Here is a 25,656-nt window from a genome sequence, read left to right as displayed (position 1 = left end):
TAAATGCATATTTGTGTTGCAATGTATTTTGCATTGCCTATAATAGTTGAGTTACCCTTAATGCTCCAAATGAAGGGCCGGCGACCTCCAACGCCGGCCTTTTTTCTTGCCAATGCGATAAGTCAGCGCTGACTGGAATAAATAAATTAAATCAGTATCTTGACGATTTGCGGCCGAGGTGAGAGTCTTTGCCAGCGTTGCTTTTGACGCGTTGGAGAACTTACAAATGACCCGGAATTTCCAGTTCTATGCTTCGAATCATGGAACGTATACGTTGAAGGCGGATGCCTCCGGCCGTGCCTACGTCGCTTTCGACGACAATGAGGGCGGCGTTCATTTCGAACTCGACGCCTTCCTCACGCATACAAGCATCCCGGAGGCGAAAGAGGCGCTGCTCGTTTTGATTGGCGAGCTGGTCTGCCATGTGGATTAATACCCCATGGTCAGGCGCGAAGCTGGACTGTTCGGGTAATCCCGCTTAGAGGGAAAGAAGCGCACAATAAGCGTTTCTCGTTTCTAAGAGGATTCTTATGGTTCGGAAGGGAAGCGGAGCCAGAGGCGGCGGCGGGAGTAAGGCACCGGTTCAAACAGTTCAACCAACGCCCCCGACGGGCAAGGCTGCCGTCCCCGTCTTGGATTTTCTAAAGCGTCTTGGCCTATTCAAAGAAGTTAAGTTGCCTGGATGGGCGCTATTCTTATATGGACTTTTTGTGCTTATCCCGGATGTTAAAAGTAGAATTGATTTTTGGTGGGACGCTTCGCAGTATCTTGGTGGTAATGTTGCGGCTATTGGGAGTGGGCTAACAAGCCCGCTATCTGGAATTATACTTATGGTGGTTGGGGTTGTTTATGTTGTGCTTGTCGATGAGCCGAAAAGGCCGGTATTCCGACAGGCGTGGTTGCGCGTTGCTGGGTGGTTTACATTCGGTATGATTTTTCTTGCGGTCTTTGCTGTTACATTGATTAGCTATGTGGCACAAGAAATTGGTCCTAGGCGTATTTATCCAATCCAAGGAAATATTGTTCGGGATATTTTGGCATCTGCTGGATTTGTCGGTAATTATTCAGTAGGTATAACGTATGTAGGAACTTGTTATGATTGTGATGGATATGCGGGCGACTTTGTGGATTTGATTAAGTCTGTGCATGGTTGGACTGTAGTCAGTGGTGGAACAGTTTTAGGTCCATCACATGACTTAATATCACCTCTCGGGGTAGCAGTTCTTGATAAGCACCCATCGACACCTTCGCCAGCGACGGTTGTTATGGACAAGGCGCTTAAAGCCGCGCAAATTCCTTTTGACCTTCTGGAAGCGCGCAGCTTTGGAAACAGGAATAGCAGTGATACTGAAATTATCATTTCGGCTAGGAGAGTGAGGCGATAAATTCTTGTAGAATTGACGATTGAGAGGCCTAGCCGGATTTCTTCTCAAGTCCGATCCTCGGAAACTTCTCTATCGCTGCGGCCTTCAGCTTCAGACTGACGGTTCCGTAGGCCTCGCCGGCTGTCCGCGCCGCGTGACCTTGTATCGCATCGCGAGTCTCGGCGTCGATTCCAACGTCGCGGCAAATCGTTTTGAACCTGTGCCGCCAACCGTGGTTCGGCGCGACGCCTTCATTGACGATCTTAAGCGATCGAATCCACGCGGCGAGTTGTTGCGCCACCTGTTTCGACGGATGAACCGATTTTTCGTCTCGCTTTATCGTGGTCGAATAAAACAGCGGACCCTCGGGAGCAGCGTTGACGAACTCCAAAAATCCCCATTCGAGGATTTGTTTATGCAGCGGCACGTCTCGGAACATTCCGGTTTTAACCGAGCCGGCCTCGGGCGTGATCCGAATATATGTAATGTCGCCTTCCCTGCGCACGTCGGATTTTCGCAGTTGCGTAATCTCGGCAACACGGGCGCCCGTGAAACAGCACAACAGGGCAACCCATTTCTTCGCGGCCGTTAAATGCGCCCGCTCGCGGGTCGGCGGCGCATAGTTCTTTGCCGCCCTCAAAACGTCTCGGGCTTCCTCGTCTACGAAACCCTTCTCCCGCGCCTCTTGCTGGCGAGGAACGCGCGCCTTGATTCCGAGTGACACATTGGTCGGAAGCCGCTCGCTATCGACGGCCCATGAAAAGACGGTTTTGACAGATGCGAGAAAGACGCCTCGGACCGACCGGGCGGCGTGAGTGGTCAAGAGCGTTTCCCGCCACTTGACGAGATCGGAGCGTGTGACCTTTCGCGCGTCGTCATGTCCGAGAAATTTTATCAGATTGTCGAAAGCTGATTTCCAACGCTTCTCGGCCGGCGCACCTTTTCCCGACCTTCGAAGCTCGGCGAAAAAGCCGTCGAATAGGTCACGAAGCGGAACAGCGTCGGCTAGCGCTTCGTGCGGCGCTGGCGTCGTCAGGGGCGGAAAGGAAGGCTTACCCGAGTAGTCGCCTCGATCGCGCTCCAATGATCGCGCCAGCGCCTCTAATTCAACGCTGGCGAGCGTTCGCGCCAGTTCACGCCATTGCGGCGAGCCATGGGGAGCGGCGAAGCTTCCTCGGTCCTTTAACTGTTCGAGCGCCCACCCGACGACGGCGGAAACCTCGTCATTAGACGCCGCGCCACTCGCCACGCGCCTAAGCGATGCGGAACGAGCCGGCGCGGACCACTGGTTTATTTCCGGCACTGTCACGCCGGAAAGCTCTTTCGGGACGTCCCGAGCGCGGGCGTCGCGATCTAGGGCCGCGTCATAGTGGAGATGCGCAACCGCGCCGAGCGCCATGGGGCGGGCAGGGGCGCTATGCACAGCGCGGCCGTCCGACGCTGCGGCATGTCTGGCGCGCGAGAGAACGTCCTGAAGATCGGCGACGCAGCGCGGCAGCGCCCGCATGGCTTCTCTTCGATCGGCTCCGAGCGGCTTCCGAAGTTCGGTCTTACCAACGATCGCGCGAAGCTCGGCCGGCACGACCAAGCGGGCGAAATAGCGTCCCTCCCGCAGAAGCAAATGCGGAATCTTCCTCGTCATGTCTCATTCCAAGCTGCAATTTGTAACATTGGCTGTAACGAGACAGTGAGACAGAACAGCTTGAAAAGCAACAATATAATACGAATTCAAGCGGTTAGAAAAATATTAGCGCGAGCTTTCAGCTCTCCTTCGCAGCAGTGGCGGCGCTGGTCGCCGTCTATGAGGCGCGCGGCGCGCTCATCGAGCGTCGGCGCGAGCCGCCCGCCTTCGGACGAACGCCCTCCCGTTTCGCGCGCTGGCGCGAGAATCTGGGCGAATTATTGTTGCGCGGGCCGGCGGCGCCGATCTTCGCGACGCTCTGCGCCACATCGGCGACCGCCTCCTTCATGGCCGGTGATTTTCACGAATTGAGCCCCTATGTGCTGATCGGCAATCCGCTGACGCTCGCCATCATCGAATTCTTCGCCGTGCCGGGGGCGCTGCTAGGCGCCTTTCTCTATCCTTTCGGCCTCGACGGCCCGGTCTGGCGCTATGTCGGCTTTGGCATCGATCTCGTCACCGCCATAGCGCGGCTCATCGGCGCCGCGCCCGGCGCCAGCCTGCCGGTGAAGAGCTTCGCGCCTTTCGCGATTATTTTCCTGTCTCTCGCGGTTCTGTCGCTCGTGCTGTGGCGGACATGGCTGTTCCGGGCGATGGCCATTCCCTTCGCAATGCTCGGCCTGTTCGGCGCCGCCAGCGGGGAGGGCTTCGATCTCGCCGTCGCGCCCGGCGGCGACGCCGCGGCGCTGCGCCTGCCCTCCGGCGAGCTGGCGCTGCTTGGCCGCGGAAAGCTCTCGTTCGTCGGCGAGCAATGGCTGCGCGCCGACGCCGACACAAGAGCGCCGGCCGACGCCCGTGGCGGCGTCTCCTGCGACGATCTCGGCTGCGTGGCCAAGGCGATCGACGGCCGCGCCGTCGCGCTGGTGACGGATCGCAAGGCGCTGATCGAAGATTGCGCCCGCGCGGCGATCGTCATCGCGCCCTTCTACGCGCCCGAAGGCTGCGGCGCGCCTATCCTTCTCGATCGCCGCAAGCTCGCTGAGACCGGCGCGGCGACCCTGCGCTTCGTTGGCGAGCGAGTAGAATGGCGAACCGCCCGCTCCCCGGGTGAGGACCGGCCTTGGTCGCGCGCGCCGAAGCAGAGGGCGGCGAGCGCATCGCCTCCCGGCGCCGAGCCGCTCCTCGGGGAGGAGGAGCGGCTGAACTGAGTTAGACTCTCTCGAGCGTCTTGGCGCATTCGGCGATGAAGGGCACGGACTTCCAGGCGTCGTCCATTCTGCCGAGGGATTCGAAGATGATGTCGATCACGCGGGACAGAGACATTTCGCGGGGCGAGCAATTGGGGAATCTCGACCAGGTGAGGCTCCCCTCGAAGCCAAAACGCCGGGCGATCTCGGGATAAACCGGCCAAATTTCGGTTCCGGCGCTGAGCTTGTCGGGCTGCGTGCGGCGAATGGATTCGGAGCGCGCGTAGGCGTCGGCATCGAGAAAGCGCCCGGCGAGGGCGTTGCGAACGATGTCGACGAGAACGAAGCTGCGCGGATGATGGCAGACGTAGAAGAAGTCGTTCTGCGTCTCCCAAAAATCGAACGCCTCCTCCAGCCGAATGCCATATTTGCCGAAGTCCGCGACGAGGCGGCTTCTCTCGGTCTTGTACAGATCGAAATAGCCGAGCTTCTCATAGACGTCTTCGCGGAAGAGCACCTGTGTCTCCTCCGCCGTCTTGCCGATCGCCTTCGCGCCGAGCGCGATCAGAGAGGTCTGTGTGTGCGGCGCGCCCTCGCTGAAAGGACCCCAGAAGCCGTCCAGCATGGCGACGTCGGGATGCAGGCCGCGGAAATAGAGCTCCGGAATGATCACACGCTCGGCGCTGGGGTTGAGCACGTTCGCCAAGCGGAGCCCGTCGAGCGGCCAGCCGATATAGAGGTCGCACTCTTTGAGATAATTCTCGAACTCGGGCTTCTCGCCGGTCTCGATCCATCGTTCCGCTTCGTTGAATCCAGCGGCCTTGATTGTCCAATCGGGGAACAGCGTCAGAACCACCTCGTAATAGGTGGATGTCGCGCAGTTCGAAACAACGATGACCTTCATCTCAGAACCCTATGTTCGTGCCGTATTTCTCTTCGTCGCAGATGATGCGTCCCGCATAGGACTGGTTCAGCACGCTGCTTTCTGTGGCCGGCTTCGGGGGCGAGGCGACGGGCTCCGACGTCTGGCCGAAATAGGCGGTCTTGAAGACGCGCATGACGTGGGAGACGCCGATTTCGGGCACGGTGCGCTTATTGCTGTCGTAATATTTCCCATCGTTGAAATGGCTGGAAATAATCTCGTAGGACGGGAAATAATAGGCGTTTTCGACAGAGCTCTCGACGCTGCCGCAGACGGCGCGCAGCACTGACTTGCTGTAGACGGTCGCCGACAGCACATGCTCGTCGGTGTAGGTCGCCGTGAGCGGCACGGGCGAGACCGTCAGAATGACGCGCGCGCCCGGATTGATCTTGCGCAGCCCGGCCAGGAACTCTTCGAGATCGGCCTTCACCTCCTCATAGGAATAGCGATGGAAGAGGGCGGCGGCGGCCTGCGGATCATCCGTCGTGACGCCGGGGTGGATTGGCAGAACGAACTGGCTGTCCGGCGTCGTCCAGCCCTCGATGAGTCCCAGTGTGAAGACGAACACGGTGCAATCGGTGAACACACGGCGCACCGCCTCGAGATGCGCGCGCCGCGCGGCGGCGACATCCTCGGGGCTCGCAAAGCCTTCCGTATAGGTCGTCGGACGAAAAGCGTCGACCAAGCGGCCGTCGGGACGCGGCAGGACGAGCGGCGGCAGGCTCAGCTGGCCGGTGGCCTCGAGCAGCAGCTGGCGCAGCTGGGCGACCGTGTAGATATTGCCATAGCGCGCCGAGAACACCGGCTGATCGGCGGGGCTCGCCTCGGTCTGCAGGAAGCGGACGCCCGGCATCGCCTCAATGTAGCGGGACACATGCTGCGCGAAGCAGCTGCCCGCGGTCGCTATGCGGTCTTCCTCGCCGATGAGGAATTTTTTGTGCGGGATCGGGCTGACATCCTCGGGAGCGAGGTCGGCGACAGCCGTGCGCCAGAATTGGGAAGGCCCCTTCGTCGCATATGGATTGCCCATCGGATCACCTCATGAAAGTCGTGGCGACCCGGTCGTCTCTCGGCGCCGCAATGGCCGACGTTCGAAAGAGATGATAGCAAGGGCCGCCGCTGCGCATCGTCCCGACTTGTGCGGTGCGTTGGGCATATCGACACCGGAGGACGATGGCAAGCCCGCAATCGGGCTCGCCTTTTTTATCCGGATTGTCGCTGGTCGGCCGGGGGAAGGGTCAGTCGCGCGGCTCGCGCCCGCCCGACTGGCTGCGGCGCTCGCTCACCGGCCGCGCAGCGCGGCGCTCGAGGCTCGGCCGGCCTTGCTTGCTGGCGCGCTCCAACGCCGCGAGGCGGCGGCGGATCGGCTCGTCGAGATCGGGGGAGCGGGCGAGGGGGCGGAAGTCGCTCTTCGAATAAGGATAGCGGCTGGCCCCGTGGAAGATTTCGACTCCATGGGTCGTCATCACGGCGTCGCCGCGCCGCAGCGTCGGGTCGAGATAGATCGCCTCGATCGAGCTCTCATTGGTCTGGCCGGCGTGGCAGGAGCATTCCTTGTCCTTCTCGCCCTCGGCCTTGCCCTCGTTCTTGCGCTGCAGGGCGGCCATCAGCCGCGCATAGGTCGCGCCGCCGCGCGCCGCCACCGCGTCCTCCATCTTGTCGGTGCCGCCGCGCATCACATAGAGCGTCGTGCGCGCGCCGGGGCAGAGGCGCCCGCAGGCGCGCTGATGGCTCGCCGTGTCATTGGCGCTCGAATAGAGGCCGACGGGGAAGAAATAGCCGTCGCATTCGCGCACGCAGTAGGAGCGTCCGCCGGCCGCGGTCTCCGTATAGACGGAGCGCTCCGGCTCGCCGCCGCGGGAGGCTCTGGGCTGCTCGCCCCGGCGGTCTCGCGGGACATAGGCGCGGCGCTCCTGCTGGGCGACGCCATGGCGCCGGGCGTGGCCGTGGCGGCGATAGCTCGGATAGCCGCCCGCGCCGCCATAATCCGAATAGCCGCCGCCTCCGCCGCCGAACAATTGCTGGAAGAAATCCTGGGCCAATGCGGAAGAAGGCTCGAGCGTCGCGATCACCAGGCCCAAGACCAAGCCGCCGAGAGCGGCGAGGCGACGTCGGGAGCATCCCCGATCGCCGCTTTTACGCGAAGACATGACGCGGCACCCGTTTTGAGGCAACTCCCCCTTACATGGAGCGTGATCGCAAGAGACAAGCCGTCCGGTCCTCGGTATCTCGCCGTCTCTGCCTCAGGCGTCTTGCGCGGCGCGTCGCAACGCCGCGACCAGGGCCGCGATCAGCGCCTCGGTGCGGAAGGGTTTTTCGACGATCGGGCGCGTGGCGTGGGCCGAGGGCAGAGCCGAGCGGCCATAGCCGGTCGTGAAGACGAAAGGAACGCCCATTGCGGCGAGGCGGTCGGCGACCGGCTCGACGCTCTCGGCGCCGATGCACAGGTCCAGCAGAGCGACGTCGAATTGCGCGCTGGCGATGTTCCGCAATGCGACGGCGACGGTCTGGGCCGAGGCCACGACGCGGAAGCCATGCTCGGCGAGCGTCTCCTCGAGCGCGAGCGCGATCAGCGGCTCATCCTCGACGACGAGCACGCGTCGACCGAGCGCCGCCTCCGCGCTCCATTGTTCCATCTTCGCCATCTCGCCCCCACGCTCGCGAGGGTGAGGTCGATTCCGGCCTCCTGTCCAGAGCGGGAAAGCGCGGGCTGCTACCTCGCCCGCAGCGCGGCGAGCGCCCAGACCGCCAGCGCCAGCCAGCTTCCGATCGTCAGCGAGCCGCCGATGGGCGCCGCATAAGGAAACAGCCGATCGCCGGTGAAGCTGCGGGCGGCGAGGTCGCCGGAAAACAGCGCGACGCCCGCGATGAGGGCGAAGCTCGCGCCGCCGAGCCAGCGCGCGAGCGGCAGCTTTGCCGCCAGCAGCGCGCCGAGGCCGAGCGCAGCCGCCGCGTGGATCATCAGGAAACGGCTCGCCGTCTCGAGATTGGCGGCGTTGGAAATATGCGCGCTCGCGGCCGCGAGCGCGACGCCCGCCGCGCCCGAGAGCGCAGCGAGAAAGACGATGAGAAGGCTCGGGCGCTGCATAAACTTCTCGATATAAATGCAAGCAGAATAACGATAATTCTGCTCATGTTGATGTGATGGATGAGGTGGCTGCGTTGGTCCTCGCGACCAAATGCGAAGGTCAGGATAGGCCTTTGCGCGGGACGGATCAACGCGCCGGCTCATGGATGAGGGCGAGCCTTCAGGCTCGGATTTCGGGGCGGGGAGATGAGCGACAGCCTCGCGCGGCGAGGCTCGCCGTCAATAAGCGTTCTCGGTCTTCAGCAGCGCGATCGGCGTGAGCGCGAGAATGTACATATCCAGCAGGATCGACCAGTTCTCTATGTAATAGAGATCGCATTCGACGCGCTTCTGGATCTTTTCCGGCGTGTCGGTCTCGCCGCGCCAGCCATTGATCTGCGCCCAGCCGGTGAGGCCGGGCTTGACGCGATGGCGGGCGAAATAGCCATCGACCACCTCGTCATAGAGATGCTCGGCGGCGCGCGCATGCATGGCGTGGGGGCGGGGGCCGACCAGAGACAGACTGCCCTGGAACACGACATTGAAGAGCTGCGGCAGCTCGTCCAGCGAGGTTTTGCGGATGAAGCGGCCGACGCGGGTCACGCGCGGATCGCCCTTGGTGACGAGCTTGGCCGCGGCGGGATCGAGCTTGTCCGCATACATGGAGCGGAATTTATAGACCTCGATCTTCTCATTGTTGAAGCCGTAGCGGGTCTGGCGGAACAGCACCGGGCCGCGCGAGTCGAGCTTGATCGCCAGCGCCACCGCCGCCATCACGGGCGCGAAGAGAAGGAGGCACAGCGCGCCGACGATCTTGTCGAAGGCGGATTTGATCAGCACGTCCCAATCGGCGATCGGCTTGTCGAAGACGTCGAGAACCGGAACATTGCCGATGTAGGAATAGGAGCGCGGGCGAAAGCGCAGCTTATTGGTGTGCGCGGCGAGCCGAATGTCGATCGGCAGCACCCAGAGCTTGCGCAGCATTTGCAGAAGGCGCGTCTCGGCCGAGATCGGCAGGGTGAAGATCGCCAGATCGAGCCGCGTGTGGCGCGCGAATTCGACGAGATCGTCGATCGTGCCGAGCTTGGGATAGCCGGCGACGACATCCGGCGAGCGGTCGTCGCGGCGATCGTCGAACACCCCCAATATGCGCAGATCGCTGTCCTGCTGCGAGGCGGCGAGCGCGCGCAGCACGGGCTCGGCCGCCGGGCCGCCGCCCACGACGACAGTGCGACGGTCGAGCTTGCCCTGCTGCGTCAGCGAGCGCACCACCGCGGCGACGGCGAAGCGCTCCGCCGCCAGCACGCCGAGCCCGCCGGCGTACCAGCCGAGCAGCCAGACGCGCGACAGGGCGTTGTCCAGCTTCAGGAAGAAGATCGCCGCGAGCGCCGCGAGAAAGACCAAAGTCCAGCCGCCGGCCAGCTTGAGCCCATGGCCGATGGGCGTGCGAAAGGCGGCGGGCGTGTAGAGATCGAGAGCCTGCCAGGCGACGACCGCGAGCAGCGCCATTCCTGGTATGACGATGAAATATTCGACGCCATAGCCATAGCCGGGCGCGACATGCAGCCGATGCACAGCGAAGCCGGCCGCCGTTATCAGCGCGAATTCGAGGATACGGACGAGGCCCGCCAGCACGACCGGCGAATAGGCGGGAATCGGCCGCGCATCGGCGGAGATTTCCGCCAGCCGCGAGGCGACGCGACTATCGTCATTGGCCGGCGCGGCCGCTTTGATGTCGCGTAGGGCGAAAGCACACATGACGTTACTCCACTCATCAGGCTCGCTGCGGCAGAACGGCCTCCGCGGCGCGGCGATGTCCGGCGGCCTCCAGCGCATCGCGATATCCACGCAGCACGGCCTCGACCATTGCAGTCAAAGAGAAATTTTCTGCTACTCGTTCAGCGAGCTGGCCGGCGGCGCGGCGCCGCGCCTCCTCATCCATGCCGCTGGCGGCGATCATCGCGCGCGCGAGCGCCGCCGGATCGTCGCTTTCGACGAGACGATTCGCGTGCTCGCCGAAAATCTCTGGAATGCCGCCGACATTGGTGGCGATGAGCGGCATGCGCGCGGCGATGGCCTCGAGCACGATATACGGAAGTGACTCGGCCCGGCTCGGCACCACCAATATGCGCCCCAGTCGCAGCGCCTCGCGCGCCGGCATGGGCGGCGCGAAAGAGAGACGCTCGCTCATCCCGAGCCTTTCGGCGCAAGCGCGCAACGCCGCCTCGTCCGGCCCGGAGCCGACGAGGGCGAGCCGCGGCGCTTCGCCGGTCGCGTCGCGAATGAGCGACAGCGCTTCGATCAGCGTGTCCACGCCTTTGAAGCGGCGCCATTCGCCGACATAGAGAAAATCGGCGGCGTCGGGGATCGGCGTGAGCGGCTCGAACTCCTCTGGCCGCAGCCCATTGGGCACGACGCGCGTCACAGAGCCGGAGAAGCCGATCGCTCTGGCGAAGCGCTCTTGCGCATAGGCGCTCTCGAAGGGGATGAAATCGGTCACGCGCTCCAGCGCTTTCTCCACCGAGAGATAGAGACGATTGACGAGCGCGTCCGGATCGTAATGGAGGCTGCCGCCATGCGGCGTGTAGACGCGAACATGCGGATGCGACAGCGTCGGAAACATCGGCAGCAGCGCCGGCAGGCGCGCATAGAGCCCGCCCTTGGCGCCATGGCCGTGCACGACATCGGGCGAGAGCCGCTTCAGCGCCGTGGCGATGCGAAAGGCGACGATCGGATCGCTCCAGCTCGGCAGCCGGCGCATGCACAAGCGCGTGACGCCGAGCTCCAGCGAAGGCTCCAGCATTCGCAGCGTCGCCTCCGCGCGCTCGCCGCCGGTGGAGGAATCGGCGATGAGGCCGACAGCATGTCCGCGCGCCGCCTGGGCGCAGGCGAGATCGACGACATGACGAAAGAGTCCGCCGATCGGCGCGCGCATCACATGCACGATGCGCAGCCGTCCGGGGCTCTCGTCGTCGCTCGTCTGGCTCTGCCGATTCTCGCGCATCTTTCTTCTTAGAAAATCCGTTCGCGAACGGTGATCGTGTCTCCCGGCCGGACCGCCTGCAGCAAAGGCACGCGGCCGGTGACCGGAACGCCGCCGCCGTAGTCGCGCGTCAGATCGACCTCGCCTTGATAGCCGCGCGGGCTGAAGCCGCCGGCTATGGCGATCGCCTTCTGCACGGTGAGACCCTCGACGAACGGATATTGTCCGGCGCTCATCACTTCTCCGAGCACGAAGAAGGGACGATACGCCTCGACTTCCACCGAGACGCGAGGATCGCGGACGAATCCGTTGCGCAAACGTGCGGCGATTTCATGTTGCAGCGCCTGGGTCGTGAGGCCGGCCGCCGGAACGATGCCGATGAGCGGCATCGAAATATGGCCGGAGCCGTCGACCGTGTAGCTGTTGGAGATCGCGTCCTGGCCGAAGACGATCACGCGCAGCCGATCGCCGGCCGCGAGCGTGTAGGGCTCCTCGGTCGAGGAGGTCAAAAGCTCTGGAATATAGGCGCCCGGCAGGGCGCATCCCGACAATGTCGCGCACATCATCAGCCAGAACAGGAGAAAGCCATATCTCGGCATTTAGAATCTCGGGCTCGAGGAACAGCTTAAGAACGTGTCCCGGCGGAAATTTTTAACGGCTCATGGTTAACAAAGCCTGATCGTCGCGGGTCGCGGCGTCGCCTCTTCAACGGCGCCGTCTCGCCGCGGTTAACCCCGCGGAAACCATAATCTCGGTACAAGGTCCATGCGCCAAATGGAGTTCGCGAGATGAGTTTCGGCCACCCTCACGATGACGCGGGGAGCCCACGGGGCGAGATGGGACGTGAGATGTCGCGCGAGATTTCGCATGGGGATGTCTCGACCGGCGAGATCGATCTCGGGCAGATCGCCGGCGCCTTGTCGCGGCGTCGACGCATCGTCATTGGCGTGACGCTCGCCGCTTTTCTCGGCGCTCTGGCTTTCGTCAATATCGTCAAGCCGCGCTACACGGCCGAGGCGCGCGTGCTGCTCGAGAATCAAGAGAGCTATCTGACGCGCGCCGATAAGGAGCGCGCCGACCCCGCCGCAGCGCCCGACGCCGAGGCCGTGCAGAGCCAGATTCAAATGCTCACCTCGCGCGATCTCGCGCGGCGCGTGCTGAAATCGCTCGATCTGCAGGGCAATTCCGAATTCGATCCGATCGCCAATGGCCTCGGGCTCGGCACGAAGATCGGCGTGATGCTGGGGCTGACGCGCGATCCCTCCAAGCTCGCGCCGGAAGAGCGCATGCTGGACGCCTATTTCGACAAGCTGCTCGTGCTCTCGCCGACGAAAACGCGCGTGCTGCAGATCGAATTCTCCGCGCGCGATCCCGATCTCGCGGCGCGCGCCGCCAACGCCATCGCCTCCTTCTATATCGACATTCAGCGTGAGGCGAAGCGCGAGAACGCCCGCGACGCCGCGCAATCGCTGAGCCCGTTGGTCGCCGATCTGCGCGAGCGGCTCGCGAGGGCGGAGGCCAAGGTGGAGGCGTTCCGCTCGCGCTCCGGCCTCTTCGCCGGCACGAATAATATGACGATCGCCACGCAGCAGCTCGGCGATCTCGCCAATCAGCTCTCCATCTCGCGCACCGCGCAGGCCGATGCCGAGGCCAAGGCCAGGCTGGTGCGCGACATGCTGCGGCAAAATCGCGTCGGCGAGATTCCCGACGTCGCCAATAATGAGATGATCCGCCGAATCGGCGAGCAGCGCGTGTCGCTGCGCGCCCAGCTCGCGCTCGAATCGCGCACGCTGCTGCCCGGCCATCCGCGCATAAAGGAGCTGCAGGCGCAGCTCGCCGATCTCGAAGCCGATTGGCGCCGCGCCGCCGAGCGCACGGCGCGCACATTGGAGAATGAGGCGCATATCGCCTCCGCCCGCGTCGAAAATCTCGCGCGTGCGATGGATGAGCAGAAGCGCGTCGCCGGCGCCGCGGGCGCGGATGAGGTGCAGCTGCGCGAGCTCGAGCGCGCCGCGCGCGTGCTCAAGGATCAGCTCGAGGCGGATTCGGCCAAATATCAGGAGGCGCTGGCGCGCGACGGGCCGAAGGCCTCGCCAGCCGACGCCCGCGTCATTCAGCGCGCCGTCGCGCCGCCGATTCCTTCCTTCCCGAAAAAGGTTCCGATTACCGCCTTTGCGACGATCGCCGCTTTCGTTCTTTCCGCTGGATCGATCATCGCGATCGAGCTGCTGAGCGGCCGCGCGCGCGTGCGCGGCACGGCGCCGCTTCCGGCTCCGCGCCTCGAGGAACGCGAGGAAGAGGAGCTGGAGACGCCGCCGAAGGCTCGCATCGCCGCCGCCAATCGGCGCGAGCCGATCTTCGTGGAGCCTGAAGACGAAGAGGAGGAGGCGCCGCCTCCGCCGATGGCGAGCCTCGCCGCCGAGTCGCGGACGCGTCTGTCGCCGGCGCGCACGCCCAAGCTCGAGAGCAGATCGACGACGCGCGCCTATCGATCCAGCGTTGTCGGAAAGATCGATGCAGCGCGCATGGCGACGCTCTCGGTAAAGGTTCTGATGGTCGGCTGCGCCGACGCCGAGCATAGTTTCGACAGCGCGGTGACATTGTCGCGCGCGCTCGCGCGGCGTGGTCTCGCCATCATTGTCGCTGCCGATGCGCAGGAGCGCGGCGAGCTCTATGATCGCCTGATCCCCGATGTGGATCGCGCCCGGCCGCTCGGCCTCGCGGATCTCTCGAGCGGCGCCGCGACCTTCGCCGAGGCCATTCATCGCGACGCGGATTCGCGTCTGCATGTGATGCCGGGCGGCCGCGCCGCGGCGGAATATGATCAGGACGCCGAGCCTGTGTTGGAAGCGTTGGCGCAGACCTATGATTTCATCGTCTTCGCCACGCGCGATTATGATCGCGCCATGTTCCTCGCGCCATCCTTCGATATCGTTCTGGTGAGCGGCTCCGAGCGCGCGGCCGAGGCGGTCATAGACGAGCTGGCGCAGGCCGGCGTGCGTGACGCCTTCCTGCTCGAGGATGAGACGGCTCCCGCCGACGCTTCCGCCGCGTAAAATCAGCGCGCGAGGCGGCGCAGCTCGGTGAGCGTGGCGAGGAGACGCGGGTTCTGCTTCACCGCGCGCTTGGCGCGCGTGAGCGCGGAAAGCACGGGCGCCGCGAGCGCGCCGAGCGGCGTCGCCGGAACGAGCGTGTCGACGAGCGCGATCGTCTCGTCACAGACAGCGTTCTTATAGCGCGCCTCGCCGACGCCGAGATCGAAGCGCGCGACGCCGCGCGTGAGCAGATCGCGCAGAAGAGAATGCAGCAGCAGATCGCCGGGCGAGGAGCGCGCGATCTCTTCCTCCGCCACAAAGGAGTTGAGCATCGCCGAAAAGCGTCCACGATGGGTGAAGCCCGCATAGGTCGCGATGATGCGTCCATCCAGCGTCAGCGCATGGACCTCGAGCGCGCCGCCACACAGGCCGAGCACGAAATCGCGCATGGCGCCGCTCGCAAAGGAGGGATCTTGCAAGCGTTCGGCCTTTTGCGCGAGCAGCGCCTCGAGAATTTCTCTCGCCCGCGCGCCCGTCGCGCAATGCTCGAAGACGAGCGCGCCCATCTTCTCGAGCCGCGCCTGCTTCTTGCGCAGCTTCTTGCGCGCGTCGGCGGAGAAGCGCGCATCGAGCTCGCTCGCCGTCGCGGGAAGGCTCGTTCCATAGGCGAAGCTCGGGCTCGCGCTCGAGCCGGGCAGGGCGAGCGGATTGGCGACGCCTTCGAAAGCCTGCGGCTGATTGGCGAGACGATAGAGATCGACGCCGCCGGCGCGCGCGGCGCGGCGCAGCAGCGTGCGAAGCGCGGCGGCGTCGAGACGCGCATCCGCGGCGAAGAGGCCGAGATTGAAATTGCTCTCCTTGCCACCGAGAAATTGCGCGATCCGCAAAGGGCCGAGACGCGACGTCGCCAGCGCGAGCAGCGCGAGAGGGCGTGCGCCCTCGCCATGACGCGCGACAATGATCATCGGCGTGAGGCCGCGCGCGCGTCCGAATGTCGCGTACCAATCGCGCGCGAAGCCGAAAGATTGATAGGCGCTCGCCGGCGCATTGGCGAACAGAACCTCCCAATCCGCGCGCGCCGCCTCGAAGGAGGAGAAGACGTCGAGCGAGATTTCATCCACGGAGGTCTCCGGTCGCGACAGCTCCATGAGGCTTTCTTCTCTGAAATTCTCTGTTCTTGCGTTAACCATATCGTCGCCGCATTGCTGATGTTTTCGCTTCTTCGCGACACTAGCAAGGAAAGGTCAACGAGACCTCGAGATGGTGCGGCAGAAAAAGAAATGCGCGGGGAGGCGCGGCGGCTGTGACGAAATGGCGTCGAATGGCCATAGAGGCGGGCATGGAGTTCTTCCGCGCGAGCGGCGCGCACCGCCTCGCCGAGCCCTACACGCGCGGGCTGGGCGCGATATTGATGTTCCATCGCGTGCGGCCACGGCTCGAGCAGGCTTTCGAGCCCAATCAGCCGCTGGAGATCACGCCGGAATTTTTGAACGCGCTGATCGCGCGGCTGCGTCAGCGCGGCGTCGAGATCGTCTCGCTGGAGACGGCGCTCGCGCGGCTGCGCGCCGGCGAGGCGGGAGCGCCCTTCGCCGTTCTCACCTTCGACGACGGCTATCGCGATTTTGTCGAGCATGCGCTGCCGGTGCTGGAGCGCCATAATGCGCCATTCACGCTCTATCTCACCGCGGGCTATGCCGACGCTTCCGCGCGGCTGTGGTGGGTTGAGCTGGAGGAGGCGATCCGACGCCTCGATCGTCTCGACGTCATCGCCGGCGGCAAGCGTATCTGTTGCGCGGCGGCGACGGCGGCGCAGAAGCGCCTCGCCTTCGCCGAGGTCTATGCGCAGCTGCGCGCCGGCGACGAGGCGGAGCTGCTGCGCGTCGTCACCGCTCTCTCCGCCGAGGCGCGGATCGAGCCTCACGCGCTCACGCGGCGTCTGTGCCTCGGATGGAACGAGCTGCGCGCGCTGTCCGCTCATGCGCTGGCGACGATCGGCGCGCATTCGGTGACGCATGCGCGATTGGCCAAGGTGGATTGCGCGGCCGCGATCTATGAGATGGCGGAGAGCCGGCTGCGGATAGAGTCCGAGCTGCAACGGCCGGTCCCGCATTTCTGCTATCCGGTCGGCGATCCGACCTCGGCGGCGCGACGAGAATTCGAGCTGGCGGCGCGGCTCGGCTTCGCCAGCGCTGTGACGACGCGTCCGGGCATGATTTTTCCGGAGCATCGCGAGCATCTCATGGCGTTGCCGCGGCTCTCGGTGAATGGACGGCATCAGTCGCTCGCCGCGCTGGACATTCTCCTGTCCGGCGCGCCATTCGTTTTGATGAACGCAGGCCGCCGCGTGACGGCGGCCTGATTTGCGCTTACCTCACGCTGTCCCTCGTCAGGCCAGGCCGAGACGCTGCGTGAAGCTGCGCCATAACTCGCCCAGCGACTTCTTCTCCGCGACGGAACGTGCGCGAGCGGCGACGGCGCCGGGCGTGATCGCGCCGGAATAATTGCAATCGCAGAAAATGTGATGCGCCTCGCGCATGGAGAGCTGGAAAAAGTCGATCGCATCGCCGAGCTTGTCGCCTTTCAAGCCGTCCTCGCGAAAGGCGGCGTCGCGAAAGGCGATCGACAAGGGCGACTCGTCCTGGCGAAGCTTCACGCGCTCCTTCACGGGCACATATTCCATCATCGAGAAGAGGCGGATGCGTCCGACATGCGCTTCGATGAGAGTGGCGAGCCGCTCCAAGCGCGCGCGACGCAGCGACGCCTGCTCACGCTTCGCCTCGACAGGCTCGACGCCCGCAAGTTTCGTTATTTCTTCGAGAGTCCTGTATTTCATCACGCCCTCCGTCGCCAATGGGGCCTTTCGCCCGACAAAACAAATCCCCGACTCGACTGAACACGTTCGACGAAGATTGGTTCCTGCGGCTTTCCGCTGTCGGCGTCGATATGGCGACGCTCGCGTCGACGGGCGCGATCGTCGCTCTTGCCGGCTCGGACCGCGCGACTAGATGCTTCGCGGGGTTGCAGGACGGGCTGCAGGAACGGAGATCCTCATGTCCATGACCTTCCGAGAGGCGACAGTGCAAGAAAACGCCGCAGTCTATGGCGGTCTCGTCGATGCGGTGGGAGGCATCGCAACGATAGTTCTCGCCGTGTGTGGGCTCGCCGGAGTCAATCCGCCGCTCATGGCCGGCATAGCGACGATCGTGTTCGGCGTCGCTCTGCTCATTCAAGGCGGCGCTATGCTGTCGGAATATGCGCAGATCATTTTCCCCGCGGGCGCGAAGACTGCGAATTTCGAGCATTTCGGAGGCGGCAGCCTCTCGGCCGTCTTCCTCGTGGGAGCGGCGGGAATTGTGCTCGGCGTTCTCTCATTGCTCGGCATCAATTCCGGCGTGCTGACTCCTGTCGCGACGATCGCTTTCGGCACGGCGCTCGTGCTCAGCAGCAACGCCGTGTGGCATCTCTACACGCTGCGCCATGCGCAGGCCAAGAGCGAAGCCGTGCAGTCGCAGAATGTCGGCGGCGAGTTTCTGGCGAGCGAGATGGCCTCTGGCTCGGCGGGCATTCAGGCGCTGGCCGGATTGGCCGCGATCGTGCTGGGCGTTCTCGCCGTCGCGGGAAACACCAATGATCTCGTGCTCAATCTCGTGGCTCTGCTGGCGCTCGGCGCGACGGTCGTGCTCACCGGCAGCACGCTGAGCGCGACGGTGCTGAGCTTCATGCGTCCGTGGTCGTCGTCGCAGTCCTGATCTGGCCGCTCGTCTCTCGGAGCCGTGACGAAGACGGCTCCGGGGGTCGTCGAGCGCGTGACGAAGCGCGCCGCGTCAGCGCGTCGGTGGATCCTGCGACAGGCTGTCCGCCTGCGTGTCGAAGAGATGCAGAAAGGCGTTCTTGTCGGCGCGCAGCTTGCGCAAATGCACGAAAGCGAGCTGCGCCAGCCGGCGGTCGCCGAGCGTCGTCAGCACGATGAGCGAGCGGCGTCGATCGAGAGGATCGCTCTTACGCTTGACGAGCTTGGCTTGCTCGAGACGCGAGACCAGCTCCGCGGCGCTGTGATCGCGGATCAGCAATTGCTCGGCGAGCTCGCCGACGCTGATATGCGCCCCCTCGCGAAACGTCTTGATGGCGAGCAGCGCTTGGTAGCGCTGCATGGTGAGGCCGACATCCGCGGCCGCCTGCTCGCTGAAGGCGAGAAATTGCCGCAGCGCATAGCGGAAATCGGCGAGCGCGCGAAGCTCCTCCTCGGAGGGGCGGCCGTCGTCATCGGCTTCCTGAGGGCGGCTCTCGAGCGCCGTCGACATTTTTCTCATTCTCCTCGGATTCGCTGCCCGCGATCGTCGGCCAAGCGCCCATGATGGCCTTCGCCCCGCGCGGGGTCAAGGCGTTCCGCCCGGGACCGTCGCGGCCAGGCGGCGCAGCGGGCGCGCGCGCTTGCATTTATATCGCTATACGATCTATATTCATCGTGTCACGATGAGCAGCCGATGCGGCGGCGGCGCTCGGGGAAAAGCGCGCCCCTTTAAAGACGCGCGATCGGGAGAGAGACATGATCGTTCGATTTTTTGCCGCCGCGATTTTCGTCGGCATGGCGACGCAGGCGCAGGCGCATGGCGGCGTCAGCATCGACGAAGGCCAATGCAAGATGAAGATCGGACCCGATCAGATGAATTTCACTGGCTATCAGCCGCTGAAATCGCGCGAGCAATTCTGCGACGACATTCCCGATGTCGGCCCGACCATCATCGTGCTCGACGCTGTGCAGGATGAGCTGCGCGACATGAATTTGGAGATCCGCATTCTGCGCGACGTCGGTCAGGCGAGCGACGACGAGAACCTCGAGAAGAACACAGAGACCTATGTGCCGGCGAAGAAATATCGCACCGGCACGCTCAACTTCGAATACGACTTCAAGAACAAGGGAAAGTTCATCGGCCTGGTGAAGGCGAAGACCGACGACGGGACGAAAGAATATGTCTCGCGCTTTCCCTTCTCCGTCGGCGAGACCGAGAGCCGCAACATCACCATCGCGACATTTTTTGCGGCGCTGGGACTGGTCGGATTCGGACTCTGGTACAAAAACTCTTTCAAGGCGAAGCCGCCGCGAGCGTGATCGCGGCGGCTTCTTTCGTCATTGTGCGCGACGCCGCGATCCTGCGGCGCGCCGAAAGGGAGGCGGGCATGTCTATCGATCGACGGCGCGTTCTGTTTTTGACCGGAGGCGCTGCGCTGGCTGCGAGCGGCCTCTCTCGCGCGAGCGCGCATGAATATGAAAAAGGCGGCATCAAGGTCGAGCATCCTTGGCTGCGCGCGCCACGCGACGGCGAGAGCGACGCCAATCTGTTCATGGTCGTCTATAATCGCGGCGACGCCGCCGATCGTCTCATCGGGGTGAAATCTTCCGAGATCGGCGGCTTCGATCTGCATGTCGCTCCGCAATTCGCGGTCGCGGCAGATGCGATCTTCTTTCCCAATGGTTCGAAGGTGACGCTCGCACCCGGCGGCTCCTTCGTCCATCTCTCGGGCATAAAGAAAATCAACCCCGTCGGCTGGGGCTTCGAGCTCACTCTGGTGTTCGAGAAGGCCGGTGATTTGCTCATCGACGCGGCGATCGACGCGCCGGACGCCGCGCATGCGCATGATGCGGAAGCAATGGAGAGATGGGAGAAGGCGCATGAGACGCCACAGGCCGGCGAAGCGCCGGCCGAGGACCATCGTTCGGGCCATGAGGAGCCCAAGGGCCAGGGTGAGGCGCAGCCGGGCGTCGGCGAGCCGCAGCCGGCGCAGCAGTGAGCCCTTTTCCCGACGCTGCTCGAAAAATTAACTTGCGCGCGACGCAATATGTCGCCATTCGATAGGTCAAGCTGCGACCCCTGACGCCTCTGCACGCAGCCAATTCGAAACAACGAGCGGCGGCGTACCAATGGAGAAGAAAATGGCTCTGCAGACCTCTGGGAAGGACATCGTCAAGTCTCTGGCGTGGTTCATCGGCGCGATCGCGCTGATCATCACCTTGGTTCATTTCGCCCCCATCATTTCCCACGGGGGCTGAGCGGGACACTCTCGCTGGCGCTACGCCGGTCGCGATCCGTCAGCGATCACGGCCGGCGTCCTCGCATTCGGCGGCCCACGCGCGCCGAATGCGCATTTGGATTAGCTCGATCGTGCCGCTATTGTCCGCGACCATCACAGGCGAGGTCGCGAGCATATGGTCGAAAGAACGTCGGGCGATGGCCGTATAGAGGCCTTTCTTCTGCATGAGATGAAGGCGGAGATCGACGAGCTCGCGCGCAGCGAGGTCGACGACGTCACCAAGTTCGTCTATGCACGCGCCCGCGAGCTTTATTGGACGGTGACGCGCCTGCTCGGCCTCGGCCGCCTGCATGACGGCGTATGGCGAAAGCCGAGCGACGATAAGGCGAGCGCGTGGCGCACAGCGCTCGTCGGTGATATTCCGCCGCCTGCGATGCAGGCGCGGCTGCTCGTCGATATGACGGCGACACATCGCACCATAGGCCGCACCGGCATTCAGCGTGTCGTTCGCGAGATCGCGCGCGCGATGGTCGAGAGCGGCGCCGGAATTCCCGTCTTCATGGAGGATGGGCGGCTCTTTTCCCATTTCACACATGACAATCTTCCAGACGAGGTGACGCCGGCCGCCGGCGATAAATTTCTGCTGCTCGACGCCGGCTGGCATCTCACGGCGGAATATTCGCGAATGATCGAAATTGTCGCGCAGGCCGGCGGCGAGACGATCGGCTGCCTCTACGATCTCATTCCGATCCTCTATCCCTCCGTGGTGACGAATTCCGCGCATCGGGCCTTTGTGGAATGGTTCGATCTCCTCATTCGCGAGAGTGACGCGATCGTCGGCATCTCCAAGGCGGTCATCGATGATTTCCAGGCCTATGCGCGGGAGCGTGGGCTGCCATGCAAGCGCGGCTTGCGGCTCGGCTGGTGGCCGCTCGGCGCGGATTTTCGCGCGCCCGGCGACGAGACGCCGTCACCGCACGCCGTCGAGGCGGCGGCGGGAGGACAGCCGCTTTTTCTCAGCGTCGGCACGCTGGAGCCGCGTAAAGGCCATGCGGTCGCGCTCGGCGCCTTCGATCGCTGGTGGGAGCAGGGCGCCGATGTCCGCTATGTCATCGTCGGCTCGAAAGGCTGGAATGTGCGCGCGCTCGAGCGGCGTATTCTGGAGCATCCTGAATTCGGCCGTCGCCTGTTCTGGCTGCGCGGCGCGAGCGACTCCGATCTGCGCTATCTCTACGAGCGCACGCATGCGCTCGTGTTTCCCTCCATCGCCGAAGGCTTCGGCCTGCCGCTCGTCGAGGCGGCGCATTTCGGCGCGCGCGCCATAGCGAGCGATATTCCCGTGTTTCGCGAGGTCGGCGGCGACTGGGCGTCCTATTTCGATCCGGGCGACAGCGACGCTCTGCTCGCCCGGTTGAAGGAGGCGCTCACCTCTCCGCCCGCTGCGCCTGCCTGCGACATATTGTCCTGGCGCCGCTCCGCGGAGGCGCTGGCGCGCATTCTGCGCGAGGGGGACTATCCCGCGCGGTTCGCGGAAAACGTCGCCGTGGAGGCGCGCTGAGGCCCTCAGAACGGGTGATATTGGAAGAGCCAGTTCTCCGATAGCACTTCGTTCTTATGCGTGAGGAAGAGCCGCATCTCGACGGGATCATGTCCATCGACGGTGAGATCGAATTGCGCGCGCCAATGTCCCGGCACGCCGTCGAACACAGCTTCCGTGTAGATGTAGGAGAAGCTTCCGCGCGAGGACCAGAGCACCGGCTCCGGCTTCACGCCGAAGGGTAGGCGCGCGAGCGGTCCGCCGAGAAACTCCACCATGAATTTGCGCACGCCTTTGGGGCGCGGCTTGCCGGGCTGGCCGCCATTGCCGAGCCGCGTCGCCACGCAGCGCGCGAGCGGCGTCGGATCGGGCTCGTCGGCGAGCCAATGCAGGCGATATGAGAAGTCGAAAGACGAGCCGGGAACGGCGGGCTTCGCAGGAACCCACATGGCGACGATATTGTCGTGGATCTCGTCGTCGGTCGGAATCTCGACGAGCTGAATCGTTCCCTTGCCCCAATCGCCTTTGGGCTCGATCCACACGCTCGGGCGGCGGTCATAGAAAACGCCGTCGAGATAATGATCGAAATTGCGGTCGCGCTGCAGCAGGCCGAAGCCTTTCGGATTTTCGTCGCCGAAGGCCGAAGCCATCACGCGATCGGGATTGTTGAGCGGGCGCCACAGACGCTCGCCGCGGCCGGTCCACATTGCGAGGCCGTCGGAATCATGCACCTCCGGCCGCCAGTCGACGGCGGTGGGCTTTTTGGTCTCGGAGAACCAATACATGGAGGTGAGCGGCGCTATGCCGAAACGCTCGAAGGAGCCGCGCAAATGCAGCGAGCAATCGACGTCCATCGTAACGCCCTTGCCGCGCTTCGCCAGGATGCGAAACGCGCCGACGATGGAGGGGCCTTCGAGCAGGAGATGCAGCGGCAGCCCGTCTTCTGTCTCCGTGCCGATATAGACATTGGTGAAATCGGGAAACTCCTCCGGCCGGCCGGAGACCCAAGTGTCGAGCGCGACGCCGCGCGCCGACAACCCGTATTGGCGCAATTCGCCGATGGCGCGGAAATAGGACGCGCCGAGAAAAGCGACCCAATCATTCTTGCGCCAGTCGAGCGGGCCGTCCTTGGGCTCTTGAATGCGAAAGCCCGCAAAGCCCGCGCCCGGCGGCAGACGACGGGCGATCGAATCCTCCGGCATGTCGAAATATTTGGGGTTGTAGAGCACCTCGCGCGCTTCGCCGCCTTCCACCGCATAGAAGCGCACGGCCTTTTTGAAGAACATGCCGAGGTGGAAGAATTCGACCGGGAAGCGGCCGGCGCCCGTGGTGAGCGCGTAATTCGTGTCGTAGCTGATCTTGCCCCAGGCCTCGTAGTCGATCTTGGAGGTGATCTCCGGATCGGGCTGGCTCGGCGGCCGGAAGGGCTCCGCTACGCGGCGGCGCGCGGTCTCCTTCAGACGCTCGAAGGAGAAGGGTTCCGCCGGCCCGAGATCGAGACGGCCGGGAATGGGCTGGGCTTCGGCCTCGTCGGCGCCCAATGCGCCGAGCGCGCCTGTAGCCGCCGCAGCCTTGAGAAAGGAGCGGCGATCGGTGTCGTCGATCATGCGGGGAACCTCGCTGGGCGGGGAAGCGCTTGTCGTCGGCCTAGGGTCGAAAAATCAGCGGATAGGCTCGTGGCGGACGGCGGTGCGCATGAAGAAATACAGGCCGACCAAGCCGGCCAGCGCGAAGACGATCTCGAAAATGCGGCTGACGGCCGGATCGAGCTGAAACAGGCCGCCGAGCGCCCAGCCGGCCGCCCAGGAGGTCGCGACCAGCTCCGTGCCGACCAGGATCGCGACTGCGACCAGCGTCGACAAATGCACCAGGTTCAACGGTTTCTTGCTCATCGGGCGAGGGACTCCGGGCTCATCGTCCAGCGGAACCTGCTATACGATCGGCCCGCCCGGCGCAAGTCGGCGCTCGAGCGGCGGCCGAACGCCCCTTGCGATGCGCCGTGCGCCGCTGGTATCCTGTAAATGGGGGCGACGCAGGCGCTTTTTTTGTTTTTTTCGCGCGCTGAAGCAAAGTCGCTGTTATTTCAGGGGCGGTACTATGGGCGGAGTCGTCGAGCGCGTCGTCATTCGACATTTGTCGGGGTCGAAGGCCAATCAGATCGAGCAGCTTCCGATCGGCGATCTGAAAGAGATCACCATCGGCCGCGATCCGACATCGAAAATCGCTTTCGACCCCACCATAGACGGCGTCGTCAGCCGGCAGCACGCCGTCATCCGCATCGAGGGCGAAGGCGACGATCTGAAGTTCGAGCTGATCGACCTCAATTCCAGCAATGGCACTTTCCTCAACGGCCAGCGCATCTCGCAGAACGCGGAGCTGCTGCCCGAGGACAAGATCGAGCTCGGCGGCGCCAAGGGGCCGAAATTCACCTTCGATCTGCAGCCGCGGCCGGCCAGCTTCGCGGCGCGCACGCGCGTCATCGGCATAGATGATTCCGCCGCGACCCGGCTGATCGAGACGGCGCAGACGGCGGCCTCCACCGCCGTCGCCCAGATAAGCTCGACATCGACCCAGGCGCACCCGCACAAGGCCGGCGTCGGCCAGGAGACGGTGCAGCGGCTGATCGTCGAGGAGCGTCGCTCGGTGAGCCGCACCTGGGGCGCCGTGGCGGCGGGACTGCTCGCCTTCATCGCGCTCGGCGGCGGCGCCGTCTATTGGAAGCAGATCAAGGACGACGAGCGCCATCAGGCCGATCTCGCCGATGTGAAGGCCGACGCCAAGCACGCCGATCAGCGTAGCGCCGCGCTGCAGGGCGAGGTGAAGACCAATCTCATCGGCATGACGCCGCTCGACATCTACAACAAATATTCCAACGCCACCGCGCGCGTCGATCTGCGCTGGCGCCTCTTCGACACACAGACGGGCAAGCCGATCTTCCATCAGACCTTCCGGTTCGGAAAGGACACGCTGCCCGCCTATGTGCGCTTGCCCAATGGCAAGGTCGTGCGCTGGCTGACGCTCGAGGACGATCAGCGCTCCAATCTGCAGATCGCCGGCGCCGGGCGGGGCTCCGGCTTCGTCATCAGCGAGCAGGGCTATCTGCTCACCAATAAGCATGTCGCCGCTGGCTGGAAGGTGACCTACGATTCGCCGCGCCTCGGCTATGTGTTCGATCTCGGCGGCGGTCCGGGCGCCAAGAACGCGAAGCTGCGGAAGCCTATCGGGGTCATCGATCTCGAATCCGAGGATTACGCCGATCTCAACATGTGGGTGCCGGAAGCGGGCGGAGTCATTTTCCCGTCGAGCGTCGCCATTCCGATCGGCCGCAACAATATTCCCGACATGACGCGCAATGAGCAGCGCACTTTCGAGGGCCGCAATGAGCAGCTCGAGGTGCGTTTCCCCGGCGCTCGCCTCGGCGTCAACGCCGCGCTGGTGCGCGCTTCGGCGGATTCCGACGCGGCGCTCATCAAGATCGACTCGCCGCAGCTCCTCGAGAAGGTCGAGCTCGCCGACGACGATCAGGTGACGATCGGCGAGAAGGTCATCGTGCTCGGCTATCCCGGCATTTCGGTGGAGAATGTCCAGCGTCAGGTGACGGTGGAGAACGGCCTGACGCGCGTTCAGAACGAGGTCATTCCCGAGGCGACGGTGACGGATGGCATCGTCTCCAAGCTCTCCACCGGCTATAAGGAGAAGGACGGCGTCACGCTGACCAGCGCCGGCGAGCGCATTCAGCTCAGCGTGCTGGCCACCGGCTCCGGCAATAGCGGCGGGCCGGTGTTCAACGCCAATGGCAAGGTCATCGGCCTGTTCACCTACAGCCGCAGCCGCGGCGACGCGCGCGTGACGCTCGCCGTGCCGATCAAATTCGGGCGCGACCTGCTGCGCGCGCAGCGCAACTGATCGA

At 64.1% G+C, this 25,656-nt stretch carries 24 protein-coding genes; 10 read left to right on the top strand and 14 right to left on the bottom strand.

The genetic code is table 11. From position 1 onward, the window contains the following. Positions 1–226: 226 nt before the first annotated feature. Both A1351_RS24845 and A1351_RS24840 read left to right on the top strand, forming a co-directional pair. Positions 227–433, top strand: a complete 207-nt coding sequence (locus A1351_RS24845; RefSeq protein ID WP_157096335.1) for a hypothetical protein — start codon at positions 227–229, stop codon at positions 431–433. A 199-nt stretch (positions 434–632) separates the two neighbouring features. Next, positions 633–1,385 carry a hypothetical protein gene (locus A1351_RS24840; RefSeq protein WP_157096334.1) on the top strand — a complete coding sequence of 251 codons (753 nt, stop codon included), beginning with the start codon at positions 633–635 and terminating at the stop codon, positions 1,383–1,385. A 28-nt stretch (positions 1,386–1,413) separates the two neighbouring features. Here A1351_RS24840 and A1351_RS16060 read toward each other — a convergent pair whose 3' ends face one another. Beyond that, entirely contained in the window at positions 1,414–3,006 is a 1,593-nt protein-coding gene (locus A1351_RS16060; protein ID WP_083967371.1) for a DUF6538 domain-containing protein, read from the bottom strand. A gap of 104 nt (positions 3,007–3,110) precedes the next feature. On the opposite strand from A1351_RS16060, the gene A1351_RS16055 reads away from it, so the two are divergent. Continuing rightward, on the top strand, positions 3,111–4,193 hold the full coding sequence (locus A1351_RS16055) for a ComEC/Rec2 family competence protein (protein WP_371441500.1): 1,083 nt from the start codon (positions 3,111–3,113) through the stop codon (positions 4,191–4,193). 1 nt (position 4,194) lies between these two features. Here A1351_RS16055 and A1351_RS16050 read toward each other — a convergent pair whose 3' ends face one another. The 8 genes from A1351_RS16050 to A1351_RS16015 all read right to left on the bottom strand — a co-directional run bounded on the left by A1351_RS16050 (position 4,195) and on the right by A1351_RS16015 (position 11,743). After that, positions 4,195–5,076 (bottom strand): WcbI family polysaccharide biosynthesis putative acetyltransferase, encoded by an 882-nt coding sequence (locus tag A1351_RS16050; protein ID WP_024879836.1) that lies wholly within the window; start codon positions 5,074–5,076, stop codon positions 4,195–4,197. Between the two features lies 1 nt (position 5,077). Beyond that, a complete protein-coding gene (locus A1351_RS16045) occupies positions 5,078–6,124 on the bottom strand; it encodes a GSCFA domain-containing protein (RefSeq protein ID WP_064033447.1) in 1,047 nt (348 codons plus the stop codon). Positions 6,125–6,332: 208 nt separating this feature from the next. Next, entirely contained in the window at positions 6,333–7,166 is an 834-nt protein-coding gene (locus A1351_RS16040; RefSeq protein WP_245291665.1) for a DUF2865 domain-containing protein, read from the bottom strand. A 171-nt stretch (positions 7,167–7,337) separates the two neighbouring features. Then, positions 7,338–7,739: a response regulator gene (locus A1351_RS16035; protein WP_064033445.1), complete on the bottom strand. Its 402-nt coding sequence runs from the start codon at positions 7,737–7,739 to the stop codon at positions 7,338–7,340. A 68-nt stretch (positions 7,740–7,807) separates the two neighbouring features. Beyond that, entirely contained in the window at positions 7,808–8,182 is a 375-nt protein-coding gene (locus tag A1351_RS16030) for a DUF423 domain-containing protein (RefSeq protein ID WP_024879840.1), read from the bottom strand. A 219-nt stretch (positions 8,183–8,401) separates the two neighbouring features. After that, entirely contained in the window at positions 8,402–9,919 is a 1,518-nt protein-coding gene (locus tag A1351_RS16025) for an undecaprenyl-phosphate glucose phosphotransferase (RefSeq protein ID WP_064033444.1), read from the bottom strand. Between the two features lie 16 nt (positions 9,920–9,935). Next, positions 9,936–11,165: a glycosyltransferase family 4 protein gene (locus A1351_RS16020; RefSeq protein ID WP_064033443.1), complete on the bottom strand. Its 1,230-nt coding sequence runs from the start codon at positions 11,163–11,165 to the stop codon at positions 9,936–9,938. Positions 11,166–11,173: 8 nt separating this feature from the next. Beyond that, the gene (locus A1351_RS16015; protein WP_024879843.1) at positions 11,174–11,743 is read right to left on the bottom strand and encodes a polysaccharide biosynthesis/export family protein; all 570 of its coding nucleotides are present in this window, start codon (positions 11,741–11,743) and stop codon (positions 11,174–11,176) included. A gap of 249 nt (positions 11,744–11,992) precedes the next feature. On the opposite strand from A1351_RS16015, the gene A1351_RS16010 reads away from it, so the two are divergent. Continuing rightward, positions 11,993–14,200 carry an exopolysaccharide transport family protein gene (locus A1351_RS16010; RefSeq protein WP_024879844.1) on the top strand — a complete coding sequence of 736 codons (2,208 nt, stop codon included), beginning with the start codon at positions 11,993–11,995 and terminating at the stop codon, positions 14,198–14,200. Between the two features lie 2 nt (positions 14,201–14,202). On the opposite strand, the gene A1351_RS16005 is transcribed toward A1351_RS16010, so the two are convergent. Beyond that, entirely contained in the window at positions 14,203–15,327 is a 1,125-nt protein-coding gene (locus A1351_RS16005) for a GNAT family N-acetyltransferase (protein WP_024879845.1), read from the bottom strand. 173 nt (positions 15,328–15,500) lie between these two features. Between A1351_RS16005 and A1351_RS16000 the strand changes: the two genes are divergently transcribed. After that, the gene (locus A1351_RS16000; protein ID WP_026598547.1) at positions 15,501–16,538 is read left to right on the top strand and encodes a polysaccharide deacetylase family protein; all 1,038 of its coding nucleotides are present in this window, start codon (positions 15,501–15,503) and stop codon (positions 16,536–16,538) included. A 27-nt stretch (positions 16,539–16,565) separates the two neighbouring features. Here A1351_RS16000 and A1351_RS15995 read toward each other — a convergent pair whose 3' ends face one another. Next, complete coding sequence (locus A1351_RS15995; protein ID WP_245267295.1) at positions 16,566–17,012, bottom strand: hypothetical protein; 447 nt, start codon at positions 17,010–17,012, stop codon at positions 16,566–16,568. 217 nt (positions 17,013–17,229) lie between these two features. On the opposite strand from A1351_RS15995, the gene A1351_RS15985 reads away from it, so the two are divergent. Beyond that, complete coding sequence (locus A1351_RS15985) at positions 17,230–17,928, top strand: hypothetical protein (protein WP_064033440.1); 699 nt, start codon at positions 17,230–17,232, stop codon at positions 17,926–17,928. A gap of 75 nt (positions 17,929–18,003) precedes the next feature. Here the strand turns inward: A1351_RS15985 and A1351_RS15980 are convergent, their stop codons facing one another. Then, entirely contained in the window at positions 18,004–18,480 is a 477-nt protein-coding gene (locus A1351_RS15980) for a MarR family winged helix-turn-helix transcriptional regulator (RefSeq protein WP_064033439.1), read from the bottom strand. A gap of 245 nt (positions 18,481–18,725) precedes the next feature. Here A1351_RS15980 and A1351_RS15975 point away from each other — a divergent pair, with 245 nt between their 5' ends. The 3 genes from A1351_RS15975 to A1351_RS15965 all read left to right on the top strand — a co-directional run bounded on the left by A1351_RS15975 (position 18,726) and on the right by A1351_RS15965 (position 21,767). Further along, a complete protein-coding gene (locus A1351_RS15975; protein ID WP_024879851.1) occupies positions 18,726–19,289 on the top strand; it encodes a hypothetical protein in 564 nt (187 codons plus the stop codon). A 68-nt stretch (positions 19,290–19,357) separates the two neighbouring features. Further along, positions 19,358–19,969 carry a copper chaperone PCu(A)C gene (locus A1351_RS15970; protein ID WP_064033450.1) on the top strand — a complete coding sequence of 204 codons (612 nt, stop codon included), beginning with the start codon at positions 19,358–19,360 and terminating at the stop codon, positions 19,967–19,969. A gap of 415 nt (positions 19,970–20,384) precedes the next feature. Beyond that, positions 20,385–21,767, top strand: coding sequence for a glycosyltransferase family 1 protein (locus A1351_RS15965; RefSeq protein WP_064033438.1), 1,383 nt, complete (start codon positions 20,385–20,387; stop codon positions 21,765–21,767). A gap of 5 nt (positions 21,768–21,772) precedes the next feature. Here the strand turns inward: A1351_RS15965 and A1351_RS15960 are convergent, their stop codons facing one another. Then, positions 21,773–23,353, bottom strand: a complete 1,581-nt coding sequence (locus A1351_RS15960; RefSeq protein WP_024879854.1) for a glucan biosynthesis protein — start codon at positions 23,351–23,353, stop codon at positions 21,773–21,775. 54 nt (positions 23,354–23,407) lie between these two features. Then, positions 23,408–23,638 carry a hypothetical protein gene (locus A1351_RS15955; RefSeq protein ID WP_024879855.1) on the bottom strand — a complete coding sequence of 77 codons (231 nt, stop codon included), beginning with the start codon at positions 23,636–23,638 and terminating at the stop codon, positions 23,408–23,410. Between the two features lie 205 nt (positions 23,639–23,843). Here A1351_RS15955 and A1351_RS15950 point away from each other — a divergent pair, with 205 nt between their 5' ends. Further along, on the top strand, positions 23,844–25,652 hold the full coding sequence (locus tag A1351_RS15950) for a trypsin-like peptidase domain-containing protein (RefSeq protein WP_024879856.1): 1,809 nt from the start codon (positions 23,844–23,846) through the stop codon (positions 25,650–25,652). The last annotated feature ends 4 nt before the right edge of the window (positions 25,653–25,656 follow it).

It is taken from the genome of Methylosinus sp. R-45379, from assembly GCF_001644125.1.
GTDB lineage: Bacteria > Pseudomonadota > Alphaproteobacteria > Rhizobiales > Beijerinckiaceae > Methylosinus.
This window is presented reverse-complemented; position numbering and strand designations above follow the sequence as displayed.

Bases quoted from the DNA above. Each gene is read 5' to 3' on its own strand.
- A1351_RS24845 (WP_157096335.1), top strand. From the start codon at position 227: ATGACCCGGAATTTCCAGTTCTATGCTTCGAATCATGGAACGTATACG.
- A1351_RS16060 (WP_083967371.1), bottom strand. From the start codon at position 3,006: ATGACGAGGAAGATTCCGCATTTGCTTCTGCGGGAGGGACGCTATTTC.
- A1351_RS16050 (WP_024879836.1), bottom strand. From the start codon at position 5,076: ATGAAGGTCATCGTTGTTTCGAACTGCGCGACATCCACCTATTACGAG.
- A1351_RS16045 (WP_064033447.1), bottom strand. From the start codon at position 6,124: ATGGGCAATCCATATGCGACGAAGGGGCCTTCCCAATTCTGGCGCACG.
- A1351_RS16035 (WP_064033445.1), bottom strand. From the start codon at position 7,739: ATGGCGAAGATGGAACAATGGAGCGCGGAGGCGGCGCTCGGTCGACGC.
- A1351_RS16030 (WP_024879840.1), bottom strand. From the start codon at position 8,182: ATGCAGCGCCCGAGCCTTCTCATCGTCTTTCTCGCTGCGCTCTCGGGC.
- A1351_RS16025 (WP_064033444.1), bottom strand. From the start codon at position 9,919: ATGTGTGCTTTCGCCCTACGCGACATCAAAGCGGCCGCGCCGGCCAAT.
- A1351_RS16020 (WP_064033443.1), bottom strand. From the start codon at position 11,165: ATGCGCGAGAATCGGCAGAGCCAGACGAGCGACGACGAGAGCCCCGGA.
- A1351_RS16015 (WP_024879843.1), bottom strand. From the start codon at position 11,743: ATGCCGAGATATGGCTTTCTCCTGTTCTGGCTGATGATGTGCGCGACA.
- A1351_RS16010 (WP_024879844.1), top strand. From the start codon at position 11,993: ATGTCGCGCGAGATTTCGCATGGGGATGTCTCGACCGGCGAGATCGAT.
- A1351_RS16005 (WP_024879845.1), bottom strand. From the start codon at position 15,327: ATGGAGCTGTCGCGACCGGAGACCTCCGTGGATGAAATCTCGCTCGAC.
- A1351_RS16000 (WP_026598547.1), top strand. From the start codon at position 15,501: ATGGCCATAGAGGCGGGCATGGAGTTCTTCCGCGCGAGCGGCGCGCAC.
- A1351_RS15995 (WP_245267295.1), bottom strand. From the start codon at position 17,012: ATGAAATACAGGACTCTCGAAGAAATAACGAAACTTGCGGGCGTCGAG.
- A1351_RS15985 (WP_064033440.1), top strand. From the start codon at position 17,230: ATGTCCATGACCTTCCGAGAGGCGACAGTGCAAGAAAACGCCGCAGTC.
- A1351_RS15980 (WP_064033439.1), bottom strand. From the start codon at position 18,480: ATGTCGACGGCGCTCGAGAGCCGCCCTCAGGAAGCCGATGACGACGGC.
- A1351_RS15975 (WP_024879851.1), top strand. From the start codon at position 18,726: ATGATCGTTCGATTTTTTGCCGCCGCGATTTTCGTCGGCATGGCGACG.
- A1351_RS15970 (WP_064033450.1), top strand. From the start codon at position 19,358: ATGTCTATCGATCGACGGCGCGTTCTGTTTTTGACCGGAGGCGCTGCG.
- A1351_RS15965 (WP_064033438.1), top strand. From the start codon at position 20,385: ATGGTCGAAAGAACGTCGGGCGATGGCCGTATAGAGGCCTTTCTTCTG.
- A1351_RS15960 (WP_024879854.1), bottom strand. From the start codon at position 23,353: ATGATCGACGACACCGATCGCCGCTCCTTTCTCAAGGCTGCGGCGGCT.
- A1351_RS15955 (WP_024879855.1), bottom strand. From the start codon at position 23,638: ATGAGCAAGAAACCGTTGAACCTGGTGCATTTGTCGACGCTGGTCGCA.
- A1351_RS15950 (WP_024879856.1), top strand. From the start codon at position 23,844: ATGGGCGGAGTCGTCGAGCGCGTCGTCATTCGACATTTGTCGGGGTCG.